We start from the raw sequence: 13,613 nt of genomic DNA, 5'->3' as shown, positions 1-13,613 counted from the left end.
GAAATAGCCCACGGAGGAGGTCGCGGGCGGCATATCCGCGTGGGAGCAAGGGTTTACAAGGCTTTGGCCGCTGAAGATTTTTTTTGCATGGGTTGGGTGACGGTATTTTTTGATCAAAAAACGAGCGTTTTTTGTGGTTTTGCACTACATGTTGTGTTTGCAAGGGCTTTTTGACGGTTGCAGACACAACCAAGCCCGATCGAAACCGGGCTGTGGAAAATGCCATTTATGATCAACCGATGTGTGCCGAACCGGTGTGGTCGTAACCATCTTCAGCGACAGTGGCGGAGCCGGTGCGGTCGTAGCCGTCCTCAGCGACTGTCGCCGAGCCGGTGCGGTCATAGCCGTCTTCAGCGACAGCGGAACCGGTGCGGTCATAACCGTCGGCGGCAAAGGTATGGGCGGCCAGGACGGACAGGGTCAGGGCGAGGATCAGTTTGGTTTTCATGGAGGTTGCTCCTGGTGGGTTTAGGTTGATCAGCCGTTGGAGCAGCCGTTGCCCATGACGCTGTAGCGCAGGATGTGGCGCTGGCCTTTGGAGTCGTCGTATTCAATCTTGGCCGGGACTACTTCGCAGACGTTCGGGATCTCGCTCATGGAGATGACTTTGGCGATGTCCAGATGGGTGGAGTAGGTGTACTCCTCAATGGCTGGTGTTTGCTGTGCAACGTCGGTCGGGGCCTCGTCTGCCATCGCGGTGGCGCTAAGGCCGGCGATGACCAGAACCCATAAAGCTTTCATCTGTTTCACCTTTTTTGAGGTCGAGTGGGGTCACGCAACCTTTTTGGGGCTGCGTGTGGAGCAGGTTTTGGGGGGGTGGATTAACGGCCTTCGTGGGGGCTGTGTTGCGTTAATCGTGTTTGCCGGTTGGCGAGGTGGATTTTAGGGGGTGGGGTTAATCGCAAAAAGACCGGGTTTTGATAAACACTGTTGGTTGATCTGGTAATAATCGTTGCTGCAACCGCTTGTTTGCAGTTACGTCGGTGTTGGATTTACCGCCGTTTTCGCGAGCAAGCCCGCTCCCACAGAGGAGCTGTGTTGGACAGAAGATAGGCGTTCACTGAATTCAACTGTGGGAGCGGGCTTGCTCGCGAAGACGTCAGGTCAGTCAGCAGCACTGTTGACTGACACACTGCCATCGCGAGCAGGCTCGTTCTCACAGGAAAATGCCTGCTGGCAAGGGCTGGCACGTTAGTACCGACATTTTGTAGGGACTTGTTACTACCATCGTCGAATGGTTCTATAGGCTCGCCCCGGCTACAACGGGTACATACAAAAACAACTATGTCACCGAGGTAAGAAAGATGAGTGCGGCTTCTCTGTATCCCGTTCGTCCCGAGGTAGCGGCTAACACGCTGACTGACGAGGCGACCTACAAGGCCATGTACCAGCAGTCGGTGGTCAACCCGGATGGTTTCTGGCGCGAGCAGGCCAAGCGCCTCGACTGGATCAAGCCTTTCACCACGGTGAAGCAGACGTCCTTTGACGATCACCATGTCGACATCAAGTGGTTTGCCGATGGCACCTTGAACGTTTCCTACAACTGCCTCGACCGTCATCTGGCCGAGCGCGGCGATCAGATTGCGATCATCTGGGAGGGCGACGACCCTGCCGAGAGCCGCAACATCACCTATCGCGAGCTGCATGAAGAAGTCTGCAAGTTCGCCAACGCCCTGCGCGGCCAAGACGTGCATCGCGGTGACGTGGTGACGATCTACATGCCGATGATCCCCGAAGCCGTGGTCGCCATGCTGGCCTGCACCCGGATCGGCGCGATTCACTCGGTGGTGTTCGGCGGTTTCTCCCCCGAAGCACTGGCTGGCCGGATCATCGACTGCAAATCCAAAGTGGTGATTACGGCCGATGAAGGTGTTCGTGCCGGCAAGAAGATCCCGCTCAAGGCCAACGTCGATGACGCACTGACCAACCCGGAAACCAGCAGCATTCAGAAAGTCATCGTGTGCAAGCGCACCGGTGGCGGCATCAAGTGGAACCAGCACCGCGACATCTGGTACGAAGACCTGATGAAGGTGGCCGGCACCGTTTGCGCGCCGAAAGAGATGGGCGCCGAAGAAGCGCTGTTCATCCTCTACACCTCCGGTTCCACCGGCAAGCCCAAGGGCGTGCAGCACACCACTGCCGGCTACCTGCTCTATGCGGCCCTGACCCATGAGCGCGTGTTCGACTACAAGCCGGGCGAAGTCTACTGGTGCACCGCCGACGTCGGCTGGGTCACCGGCCACAGCTATATCGTCTACGGTCCGTTGGCCAACGGCGCGACCACGCTGTTGTTCGAAGGCGTGCCGAACTACCCGGACATCACCCGGGTGGCCCAGGTCATCGACAAGCACAAGGTCAATATTCTCTACACCGCGCCGACCGCTATCCGCGCGATGATGGCCTCGGGCACCGCCGCCGTCGAAGGCGCCGACGGCAGCAGTCTGCGCCTGTTGGGCTCGGTGGGTGAGCCGATCAACCCGGAAGCCTGGGACTGGTACTACAAGAATGTCGGCAAGGAACGTTGCCCGATCGTCGACACCTGGTGGCAGACTGAAACCGGTGGCGTGCTGATCAGTCCATTGCCGGGTGCCACGGCGTTGAAGCCGGGTTCGGCCACGCGTCCGTTCTTCGGCGTGGTGCCGGCGCTGGTGGACAACCTCGGCAACCTGGTGGAGGGCGCGGCCGAAGGCAACCTGGTGATCCTCGATTCGTGGCCAGGCCAGGCGCGTACGCTGTACGGCGACCACGACCGCTTTGTCGATACTTACTTCAAGACCTTCAGCGGCATGTACTTCACCGGTGACGGCGCGCGTCGCGACGAAGACGGTTACTACTGGATCACCGGTCGGGTGGATGACGTGCTCAACGTGTCCGGCCACCGCATGGGCACGGCCGAGATCGAAAGCGCCATGGTCGCCCACCCGAAAGTCGCCGAAGCGGCGGTGGTGGGTGTGCCGCACGACATCAAGGGGCAGGGCATTTACGTCTACGTGACCCTCAATGCCGGCGAAGAAACCAGCGAGGCTTTGCGTCTGGAGCTGAAGAACTGGGTGCGCAAGGAGATCGGTCCGATTGCTTCGCCGGACGTGATCCAGTGGGCCCCGGGCCTGCCGAAAACCCGCTCCGGCAAAATCATGCGCCGCATCCTGCGCAAGATCGCCACGGCGGAATACGATGGGCTGGGTGATATCTCCACCCTGGCTGATCCGGGTGTGGTGGCGCATCTGATCGAGACGCACAAGACCATGAATGTTGCCTGACGGTAGCCCGTAACACCAAAAGCCCCGCCCGGTTTTGCCGAGCGGGGCTTTTTTATGGGGCTGGTGCGCCCCTCGCCACAGGTTGAGTGTTCGACGACCGCGGTGCCTGGCTTTGGAGCTGCTTCGCAGTCCAGCGGGAGCAAGCTCCCTCGCCACGGGTTCGATGGGTGAATAAATATCGGCGTTTAAAGTAAGAGGTGTCTGAACGTTACCGACCTTTCGAAATGTGTAACCAAAGGCGCCATCACGGGGCGATGTGCAACGCAATGCCCCGTTTGAGGGCCTTTGCTCGCTGTTCGTGAAAGAAGGCGACACGCTGTGCTTGCCGGATTAGAAGGGTTTGCGAATAATGGGCCCGCTATTTGCAGCATGGATCGGTTCCCTTTCTTTTGCTCTTGCATGAATTTGCGGGGCTGTCAATGCGCTCGGTTCGCGTTTTCGGTGCTTCTGTAATTTGTTGTCGCATTGAAGAAATATCGGCTTCGGGCCTGTCGTTAGAATGCCGATCACTCGCTCGTCGTGAGCTGCGTTGAATTGACGCACGCTTTCTTAGGACGCAGCACTAAAGTTCGTTTCACCCATTCGCATATTGGGCTGTTGCTCACTCTGCCGTTTTTGCCCTTTCCCGATGGAGTTCCAAGATGAAGAAACTTGTGCTGCTTGGCGCCCTGGCACTGTCCGTGCTGTCCCTGTCGACATTCGCCGCAGAAAAGCCCCTGAAAATCGGTATTGAAGCGGCTTACCCTCCGTTCGCCTCGAAAGCCCCGGACGGCAGTATCGTCGGTTTCGACTACGACATCGGCAATGCGCTGTGCGAAGAGATGAAGGTCAAGTGCGTGTGGGTCGAGCAGGAGTTCGACGGCCTGATCCCGGCGCTCAAGGTGCGCAAGATCGACGCGATCCTGTCGTCCATGTCCATCACCGAAGATCGCAAGAAGTCTGTTGATTTCACCAACAAGTACTACAACACCCCAGCCCGTCTGGTGATGAAGGCCGGCACCCAGGTCAGCGACGGCCTGACCGAGCTCAAGGGCAAGAATGTCGGCGTGCAGCGCGGTTCGATCCACGAGCGCTTCGCCCGTGAAGTCCTGTCCCCGCTGGGTGCCGAGATCAAGCCGTACGGTTCGCAGAATGAAATCTACCTGGACCTGTCCGCCGGCCGCCTAGACGGCACCGTGGCAGACGCTACCCTGTTGGATGACGGTTTCCTCAAGACCGACGCCGGCAAGGGCTTTGCGTTCGTGGGTCCGGCCTTCACCGATGTCAAATACTTCGGCGACGGCGTAGGCATCGCGGTGCGCAAGGGCGATGCTCTCAAGGACAAGATCAACGGCGCGATTGCCGCCATTCGCGAGAACGGCAAATACAAGCAAATCCAGGACAAGTACTTCGCCTTCGATATCTACGGCCAGTAACAACGTCCCGCCACTCGTGCGAAATGGCGCAAGCAACAGGATCTCTGCGGTTTGCGCCATTTTTTCATCCCACTCTCGAGGACCTGAATCATGTTGAAAGGCTACGGGGCTGTCATCCTCGATGGCGCATGGTTGACGCTTCAGCTCGCCTTGTCGTCCATGGCCCTGGCCATTGTCCTGGGGCTGATCGGCGTCGCGTTGCGCCTCTCGCCGGTGCGCTGGCTGGCGTGGTTGGGCGACCTGTATTCCACGGTCATTCGCGGCATTCCCGACCTTGTGCTGATCCTGCTGATTTTCTATGGCGGCCAGGACCTGCTCAATCGCGTGGCGCCGATGCTCGGCTATGACGATTACATCGACCTGAACCCGTTGGCCGCCGGTATCGGCACCCTGGGCTTCATCTTCGGTGCATACCTGTCGGAAACCTTTCGCGGCGCGTTCATGGCTATCCCGAAGGGGCAGGCCGAGGCGGGCGTGGCGTATGGCATGAGTGGGTTCCAGGTGTTTTTCCGGGTGATGGTGCCGCAGATGATTCGTCTGGCGATTCCGGGGTTCACCAACAACTGGCTGGTGTTGACCAAGGCCACGGCGCTGATTTCGGTGGTGGGCCTGCAAGACATGATGTTCAAGGCCAAGCAGGCGGCGGATGCCACCCGCGAGCCTTTCACCTTCTTCCTGGCAGTGGCGGCGATGTACCTGGTGATTACCAGTGTCTCGTTGCTGGCATTGCGTCAACTTGAGAAGCGCTACTCGGTAGGCGTAAGGGCGGCTGATCTATGATCTTCGACTACAACGTCATCTATGAAGCGTTGCCACTGTACTTCAGTGGCCTGCTGACCACCTTGAAGCTGCTGGCCCTGTCGCTGTTCTTTGGCTTGCTGGCGGCATTGCCCCTGGGCCTGATGCGGGTGTCCAAACAGCCGATCGTCAACATGACCGCCTGGCTCTACACCTATGTGATTCGCGGCACGCCGATGCTGGTGCAGCTGTTTTTGATCTACTACGGGTTGGCGCAGTTTGAGGCCATACGCGAGAGCTTCCTCTGGCCATGGCTGTCCAGCGCGACCTTCTGTGCGTGCCTGGCGTTTGCCATCAATACCAGCGCCTACACTGCCGAAATCATCGCCGGCAGCCTGCGGGCCACGCCTAACGGTGAGATCGAGGCGGCCAAGGCCATGGGCATGTCGCGCTACAAGCTGTATCGCCGGATCCTGCTGCCATCGGCGCTGCGCCGGGCGCTGCCGCAATACAGCAACGAAGTGATCATGATGTTGCAGACCACCAGCCTGGCCTCCATCGTGACCCTGATCGACATCACCGGTGCCGCGCGTACGGTGAATGCGCAGTACTACTTGCCGTTCGAGGCTTACATCACGGCCGGCGTTTTCTACCTGTGCCTGACTTTTATCCTGGTGCGCCTGTTCAAGCTGGCCGAGCGCCGCTGGCTGGGTTACCTGGCCCCGCGCAAGCACTGATAACGCATCGATCCGATCGACTGCTCAACGACTGACGTTTTGTGAGAACCGACCGCATGTACAAGCTCGAAGTCCAAGACCTGCATAAACGCTATGGCAGTCACGAGGTGCTCAAGGGTGTCTCCCTCAAGGCCGCCGCCGGCGATGTGATCAGCATCATCGGTTCCAGTGGCTCGGGCAAAAGTACCTTCCTGCGTTGCATCAATCTGCTTGAGCAACCCCATGCCGGCAAGATTCTGCTCAACAACGAAGAGCTGAAACTGGTGTCCGGCAAGGACGGCGCCTTGAAGGCCGCCGATCCCAAGCAACTGCAGCGCATGCGTTCGCGACTGTCGATGGTGTTCCAGCATTTCAACCTGTGGTCCCACATGACCGCGCTGGAAAACATCATGGAAGCGCCGGTGCATGTGCTGGGCGTGGGCAAGGCCGAGGCGCGCGAAAAGGCCGAGCACTACCTGAACAAGGTCGGCGTGGCGCATCGCAAGGACGCCTACCCTGGCCACATGTCCGGCGGCGAACAGCAGCGCGTGGCGATTGCCCGGGCGTTGGCGATGGAGCCGGAAGTCATGCTGTTCGATGAGCCGACTTCGGCCCTGGATCCGGAACTGGTGGGCGATGTGCTCAAAGTGATGCAGGCCCTGGCGCTGGAAGGCCGGACTATGGTGGTGGTGACCCACGAAATGGGCTTTGCCCGTGAGGTGTCGAACCAACTGATCTTCCTGCACAAAGGCATCGTCGAAGAGAGCGGCAACCCGCGCGAAGTGCTGGTCAATCCGCAATCGGAGCGGCTGCAACAATTTCTTTCGGGCAGCCTCAAGTAATCGCTCCCGTTTCGCACCTGATTCAGGTCATGCTGCGCACCGTGCGCCAGATGGTCTAATTTGGTTGCAGCCGCTTTTGGCTTTAATACTGTTTTCGCTTCGGATTGCCCACCATGACTGCCCATCGAATTGGTTTCCTGATTTGGCCCAGCACTAAAGCCTTGACGCTGGCGCTGGCCGAGGAGGCCTTGCGTGTTGCTCAGCGGGTGCATCCGGATGTCGTCTACGAATTGTCGTTCCTGCAGGCCGAGCCACAGGCCGAAGGCGCCTGGCAGCTACCGGGCGAGCCTTGGGCCGGCAAACTCGAAGGCTTGCATAAGCTGTTCCTGCTGGCCGACGAGCCACCGACGGCTCTTGCGCCGCCCCTGAGCAGCGCGCTCAAACAACTGGTGCGTGCCGGTTGTGTGATTGGTGGTTTGTCCGCCGGTGTCTACCCATTGGCCCAGTTGGGCTTGCTCGACGGTTTCCGCGCCGCGGTGCACTGGCGCTGGCAGGATGACTTTTCCGAGCGTTTTCCCAAGGTCATTGCCACCAGTCATCTGTTTGACTGGGACCGCGATCGCCTGACCGCGTGCGGTGGCATGTCGGTGCTCGATCTGCTGCTGGCGGTGCTGGCCCGGGATCACGGCGCGGAACTGGCCGGCGCGGTCTCGGAAGAGCTGGTGGTCGAGCGCATCCGCGAGGGTGGCGAGCGCCAGCGCATCCCCTTGCAGAACCGTCTGGGCTCCAGTCATCCGAAGCTCACCCAGGCCGTGCTGTTGATGGAAGCCAACATCGAAGAGCCGCTGACCACCGACGAAATTGCTCAGCATGTGTGCGTGTCTCGTCGCCAGTTGGAGCGGATTTTCAAGCAATACCTCAACCGTGTGCCGAGCCAGTACTACCTGGAATTGCGCCTGAACAAGGCCCGGCAGATGCTGATGCAGACCAGCAAATCGATCATTCAGATCGGCCTGTCCTGCGGCTTCTCCTCGGGGCCGCATTTTTCCAGCGCCTATCGCAACTTCTTCGGTGCCACGCCCCGGGAAGACCGCAACCAGCGGCGCAGCAGCAGCCCCTTCGAACTGTCGTCGGTGCCGTCCGAGCGCGGCTAGGGCCGGCGCCTCCTCTGTAAGGGCCGGGGTATGTAACCCTGTGGCAAGGGGATTTATCCCCGTTGGGTTGCGAAGCAACCCCAAGACAGTCAACCCAATCTATCTGGCACACCGAATTGCCTGGCTTTAGGGTTGCTTCGCAACCCAGCGGGGATAAATCCCCTCGCCACAAGGTTTTGCATGGCCAGGGAAATATAGAAGCCAGCGCCTAAAATCCCGCGACAACGTTTAAACTGCGCCTTTGCGACGCTAATTGTCGCATTGCCATAAACCCGCTAAAAACGGGGGTTGGCGCTATAAGAAGTTGTCGCTTGGCGACAAGGCCGGGCTGAAAACTGTCCTTACAATCCCCTCATCGCTCGCCAGTTCCAGGCGGGTGTTCCTCTTCAGGAGACTCCGATGTCCGTTGAGCAAGCCGCCGTACAACGCGCCGATTTCGATCAGGTTATGGTCCCCAACTACGCGCCAGCTGCTTTCATCCCTGTGCGTGGCGCCGGTTCCCACGTGTGGGACCAGTCCGGTCGCGAACTGATCGACTTCGCCGGCGGTATCGCGGTCAACGTATTGGGACACGCCCATCCGAAACTGGTCGCGGCCCTGACCGAACAAGCCAACAAGCTGTGGCATGTGTCCAACGTCTTTACCAATGAGCCGGCCCTGCGCCTGGCCCATAAACTGGTCAATGCAACCTTTGCCGAGCGGGCGTTCTTCTGCAACTCCGGCGCCGAAGCCAACGAGGCCGCGTTCAAGCTGGCGCGTCGCGTCGCGTTCGATCGTTTCGGTAGCGAAAAGTACGAAATCATTGCCGCGCTCAACAGCTTCCACGGCCGTACGCTGTTCACCGTGAACGTGGGCGGGCAATCGAAGTACTCCGACGGTTTCGGGCCTAAAATCACCGGTATTACCCACGTTCCCTACAACGACTTGGCGGCTTTGAAAGCGGCCATTTCGGACAAGACCTGCGCCGTGGTGCTGGAGCCGATCCAGGGCGAGGGCGGCGTATTGCCGGCCGAGCTGGGTTACCTGCAAGGAGCCCGTGATTTGTGCGATGCCCACGACGCACTGCTGGTATTCGACGAAGTGCAGACTGGCATGGGCCGTAGCGGCCACCTGTTCGCCTACATGCATTACGGCGTGGTCCCGGACATCCTCACCAGCGCCAAGAGCCTGGGCGGTGGTTTCCCGATCGCGGCAATGCTCACCACCGAAGCGTTGGCCAAGCATCTGGTGGTCGGCACCCACGGCACCACTTACGGCGGCAACCCGCTGGCGTGCGCGGTAGCCGAAGCGGTGATCGATACGGTCAACACGCCTGAAGTGCTCGAAGGCGTCAAAGCCAAGCACCGCAAGTTCAAGGCCCGCCTGGAGCAGATCGGCGAGAAATACGGCCTGTTCACCCAGGTGCGTGGTTTGGGGTTGCTGATCGGCTGTGTGCTGAACGACGCCTGGAAAGGCAAGGCCAAGGACATTTTCAACGCCGCCGAACAGGAAGGCCTGATGATCCTCCAGGCCGGTCCGGACGTGATTCGTTTCGCCCCGAGCCTGGTGGTCGAAGATGCCGACATCGATGCCGGCCTGGACCGCTTCGAGCGGGCTGCGGCGAAGCTGACGCAAGCCTGATTGTTTACAGACTGTACCGGCTCCAATGGGAGCCGGGCTTTTGTGGGAGCGAGCCTGCTCGCGATTGCAATCGCCTTGGTCCGCCAGGCAGACCGAAGTGTCTGCATCGCGAGCAGGCTCGCTCCCACAAGAAGTCCACTCTCGCGCTTGGATTGATGCGTAGCCGGTCCGTATTTTTTCTCTGTGTATCGACCTGCTGGTCGAACCATTTATTTCAAGTAAAGGAGTGACACCATGCTGGTGATGCGCCCCGCACAAATGGCGGATCTGGGCGAGGTACAGCGTCTGGCTGCGGACAGTCCGATCGGTGTCACTTCCTTGCCGGATGACGTGGAACGCCTGAGCGACAAGATCGCCGCGAGCGAAGCCTCGTTCGCCGCCGAGGTCAGCTTCAACGGCGAAGAAAGCTATTTCTTCGTCCTTGAAGACACCGCGACCGGCAAGCTGGCGGGCTGTTCGGCCATCGTGGCCTCGGCCGGTTATTCCGAGCCGTTCTACAGTTTTCGCAACGAGACGTTCGTTCACGCTTCCCGTGAGCTGAAGATCCACAACAAGATCCACGTGCTCTCCCAGTGCCACGACCTGACCGGTAACAGCCTGCTGACCAGCTTCTATGTGGTGCCGGAATTGGTCGGCTCGCCGTGGTCGGAACTCAATTCGCGTGGGCGCCTGCTGTTTGTCGCCAGCCATCCGGAGCGCTTTGCCGATTCGGTGGTGACCGAGATCGTCGGCTACAGCGATGAAAATGGCGACTCGCCGTTCTGGGACGCCATCGGTCGCAACTTCTTCGACCTCAACTACGCTGCCGCCGAGCGCCTGTGCGGGCTGAAGAGCCGCACCTTTCTCGCCGAGCTGATGCCTCACTATCCGATCTACGTGCCGCTGTTGCCGGACGCCGCCCAGGAAGCCATGGGGCAGGTCCATCCGCGTGCGCAGATCACCTTCGATATCCTGATGCGCGAAGGTTTCGAGACCGATCATTACATCGACATCTTTGACGGTGGCCCGACACTGCATGCGCGTGTTTCGGGGATCCGCTCGATTGCCCAGAGCCGCGTGGTGCCGGTCAAGCTCGGCGAGCCCGTCAAGGGCGCCGGCCGGCAATACCTGGTGGCCAACGCCCAGTTGCAGGATTACCGCGCCGTTTTGTTGGAACTCGACTACGCGCCCGGCAAACCGGTGACCCTGGATATGGAAGCGGCCGAAGCCTTGGGCGTCGGCGAGGGTGCCAGCGTGCGCCTGGTGGCGGTTTAACGCTTTACAGCTGAGTTTCGCGGGTGGCGCAAGCGGCCCGTATGAGGAGATAGCATGATCGTTCGTCCCGTACGCAGCAGCGATTTACCCGCTCTGATTGCCCTGGCCCGCAGCACCGGCACCGGCCTGACCACCTTGCCGGCCAACGAGGAGCGCCTGGCTCATCGGGTCGGCTGGGCCGAGAAGACTTTTCGCGGCGAAGCCGGACGTGGCGATGCGGACTACCTGTTCGTGCTCGAAGACGACGACGGTCGCGTGGTGGGCATTTCCGCCATCGCCGGGGCCGTTGGGCTGCGCGAGCCCTGGTACAACTTCCGGGTCGGCCTGACGGTCAGCGCCTCCCAGGAACTGAACATCTATCGGGAAATTCCGACGCTGTTTTTGGCCAACGACCTGACCGGCAATTCCGAGCTGTGTTCGCTGTTCCTGCACGCTGACTACCGCAGTGGCCTCAATGGCCGCATGTTGGCCAAGGCGCGGCTGCTGTTCATCGCCGAGTTCCCGAATCTGTTTGGCAACAAGATCATCGCCGAGATGCGTGGCATGTCCGATGACAGAGGTCGCTCGCCGTTCTGGGAAAGCCTGGGGCGACACTTTTTCAAGATGGAATTCAGTCAGGCCGATTACCTGACCGGCGTGGGCAACAAGGCGTTCATCGCTGAGCTGATGCCCAAGTTCCCGCTGTACACCTGTTTCCTGTCGGAGGATGCCCGGGCGGTGATCGGCCAGGTTCATCCCGACACGGAGCCTGCGCTGTCGATGCTCAAGAGCGAAGGGTTCAGTTACCAGGGTTACGTCGACATCTTCGACGCCGGTCCGGCCGTTGAATGCGAAACCGGCAAGATCCGCGCGATTCGCGACAGCCAGGCACTGGTATTGGCCATCGGCACGCCGGGCGACGACGCCACGCCGTTCATCATGCATAACCGCAAACGCGAAGACTGCCGCATCACTGCTGCGCCGGCCCGCTTGGCCGCGGGCACCCTGGTGGTGGATCCGCTGACGGCCAAACGTCTTCAACTCAACGCCGGCGATCAGGTGCGTGCCGTTGCGTTGTCCGCTGCTCGGGAGTCGAAATAATGAAGTCGCTGTACATCGCTGGAAGCTGGCTGGAAGGTCAGGGTGACCTCTTTGAGTCGTTGAACCCGGTGACTCAGCAAGTGCTGTGGTCGGGTAATGGCACCACGGCCGCGCAGGTGGAGTCGGCGGTGCAGGCCGCACGTCAGGCCTTTCCGGACTGGGCCCGCCGTTCGCTGGATGAGCGTATCCAGGTGCTGGAAGCGTTTGCCGCTGCCTTGAAGAGCCACGCGGATGAACTGGCTCACTGCATCGGTGAAGAAACCGGCAAGCCGTTGTGGGAAGCGACCACCGAAGTCACCAGCATGGTCAACAAGGTCGCCATTTCCGTGCAGAGCTACCGCGAGCGCACCGGCGAGAAGAGCGGCCCCCTGGGCGACGCCACCGCCGTGCTGCGCCACAAACCCCATGGTGTGGTGGCGGTGTTCGGCCCTTACAACTTCCCCGGCCATTTGCCCAATGGGCACATCGTCCCGGCCTTGTTGGCCGGCAACACGGTGTTGTTCAAGCCCAGCGAGCTGACCCCGAAAGTTGCTGAGCTGACGGTCAAGTGCTGGGTCGAGGCCGGTCTGCCGGCGGGCGTGCTGAACCTGCTGCAAGGCGCGCGGGAAACCGGCATCGCCCTGGCGGCGAATCCGGGCATCGACGGGTTGTTTTTCACCGGTTCCAGCCGCACCGGCAACCTCTTGCATCAACAATTCTCCGGGCGCCCGGACAAGATCCTGGCGCTGGAAATGGGCGGTAATAATCCGCTGGTGGTGGATGAAGTGGCGGACGTCGATGCGGCGGTCTACACCATCATTCAGTCGGCCTTCATTTCTGCCGGCCAGCGCTGCACCTGCGCACGGCGCTTGTTGGTGCCGCAAGGGGCGTGGGGCGATGCCTTGCTGGCGCGCCTGGTGGCGGTCAGCTCGACGCTGGAAGTCGGCGCCTTTGATCAGCAACCGGCACCGTTCATGGGCTCGGTGATTTCCCTGGGCGCAGCGAAGGCGCTGATGGATGCGCAAAACCATTTGCTGGGCCTGGGCGCCGTGCCACTGTTGGCCATGACCCAACCGCAAGCCCAGGCTGCGTTGCTGACACCGGGCATCCTGGATGTGACGGCGGTGGCCGAGCGTCCTGATGAAGAACTGTTCGGGCCGTTGTTGCAGGTGATTCGCTACGCGGATTTCGCCGCGGCAATCACCGAAGCCAACAACACCCAATATGGCTTGGCTGCGGGGCTGCTGTCGGATTCCCAGGAGCGCTACCAGCAGTTTTGGCTGCAGAGCCGTGCCGGCATCGTCAACTGGAACAAACAACTGACCGGCGCCGCCAGCAGCGCGCCGTTCGGCGGTGTCGGGGCCTCGGGCAACCACCGCGCCAGTGCCTATTATGCGGCTGATTATTGCGCGTACCCGGTGGCGTCACTGGAAACCCCAAGCCTTGTCATGCCGGCTGCCCTGACCCCCGGTGTGAGAATGGTGTAGCCCCAATCGCGAGCAGGCTCGCTCCCACAGATATGATGCAAAACCTGTGGGAGCAAGGCTTGCCCGCGATAGCCGCGCCGCGGTGTTCGATGAACCGTTACTTGATGCCTATAAAAAACAGATTCTCG

Annotated in this window: 12 protein-coding genes; 10 read left to right on the top strand and 2 right to left on the bottom strand. The window is 60.4% G+C overall.

Annotated elements, in window-relative coordinates:
- Positions 1–232: 232 nt before the first annotated feature.
- The gene (locus tag BMY45_RS00270) at positions 233–448 is read right to left on the bottom strand and encodes a hypothetical protein (RefSeq protein ID WP_092393010.1); all 216 of its coding nucleotides are present in this window, start codon (positions 446–448) and stop codon (positions 233–235) included.
- Positions 449–477: 29 nt separating this feature from the next.
- Positions 478–741 carry a DUF2790 domain-containing protein gene (locus tag BMY45_RS00265; protein WP_092393007.1) on the bottom strand — a complete coding sequence of 88 codons (264 nt, stop codon included), beginning with the start codon at positions 739–741 and terminating at the stop codon, positions 478–480.
- Positions 742–1,304: 563 nt separating this feature from the next.
- On the opposite strand from BMY45_RS00265, the gene acs reads away from it, so the two are divergent.
- The 10 genes from acs (at position 1,305) to astD (ending at position 13,485) form a co-directional block, all read left to right on the top strand.
- Positions 1,305–3,260: an acetate--CoA ligase gene (gene acs / locus BMY45_RS00260; protein WP_092393004.1), complete on the top strand. Its 1,956-nt coding sequence runs from the start codon at positions 1,305–1,307 to the stop codon at positions 3,258–3,260.
- Positions 3,261–3,901: 641 nt separating this feature from the next.
- Positions 3,902–4,675 (top strand): ABC transporter substrate-binding protein, encoded by a 774-nt coding sequence (locus tag BMY45_RS00255; RefSeq protein WP_092393001.1) that lies wholly within the window; start codon positions 3,902–3,904, stop codon positions 4,673–4,675.
- A gap of 90 nt (positions 4,676–4,765) precedes the next feature.
- Entirely contained in the window at positions 4,766–5,455 is a 690-nt protein-coding gene (locus BMY45_RS00250) for an ABC transporter permease (protein ID WP_092392998.1), read from the top strand.
- A complete protein-coding gene (locus BMY45_RS00245) occupies positions 5,452–6,150 on the top strand; it encodes an ABC transporter permease (protein WP_092392995.1) in 699 nt (232 codons plus the stop codon). The genes BMY45_RS00250 and BMY45_RS00245 overlap by 4 nt, the downstream gene beginning before the upstream one ends.
- Positions 6,151–6,206: 56 nt before the next feature.
- Positions 6,207–6,971 carry an ABC transporter ATP-binding protein gene (locus BMY45_RS00240; protein WP_092392992.1) on the top strand — a complete coding sequence of 255 codons (765 nt, stop codon included), beginning with the start codon at positions 6,207–6,209 and terminating at the stop codon, positions 6,969–6,971.
- Positions 6,972–7,084: 113 nt separating this feature from the next.
- Positions 7,085–8,065, top strand: a complete 981-nt coding sequence (argR, locus tag BMY45_RS00235; protein WP_092392989.1) for a transcriptional regulator ArgR — start codon at positions 7,085–7,087, stop codon at positions 8,063–8,065.
- 399 nt (positions 8,066–8,464) lie between these two features.
- A complete protein-coding gene (locus BMY45_RS00230; RefSeq protein ID WP_092392986.1) occupies positions 8,465–9,685 on the top strand; it encodes an aspartate aminotransferase family protein in 1,221 nt (406 codons plus the stop codon).
- A 234-nt stretch (positions 9,686–9,919) separates the two neighbouring features.
- Positions 9,920–10,939, top strand: a complete 1,020-nt coding sequence (aruF, locus tag BMY45_RS00225; protein ID WP_047228784.1) for an arginine/ornithine succinyltransferase subunit alpha — start codon at positions 9,920–9,922, stop codon at positions 10,937–10,939.
- Between the two features lie 54 nt (positions 10,940–10,993).
- A complete protein-coding gene (astA, locus tag BMY45_RS00220) occupies positions 10,994–12,019 on the top strand; it encodes an arginine N-succinyltransferase (RefSeq protein WP_092392983.1) in 1,026 nt (341 codons plus the stop codon).
- Positions 12,016–13,485, top strand: coding sequence for a succinylglutamate-semialdehyde dehydrogenase (astD, locus tag BMY45_RS00215; RefSeq protein WP_177193296.1), 1,470 nt, complete (start codon positions 12,016–12,018; stop codon positions 13,483–13,485). Before astA ends, astD begins: the two co-directional genes overlap by 4 nt.
- The last annotated feature ends 128 nt before the right edge of the window (positions 13,486–13,613 follow it).

Origin of the sequence: Pseudomonas sp. NFACC39-1 (assembly GCF_900110355.1) — a bacterium.
GTDB classification, from domain to species: domain Bacteria; phylum Pseudomonadota; class Gammaproteobacteria; order Pseudomonadales; family Pseudomonadaceae; genus Aquipseudomonas; species Aquipseudomonas tehranensis.
Note: the sequence above shows the minus strand (reverse complement) of the source record. Positions and strands in the feature narration are given on the sequence as shown.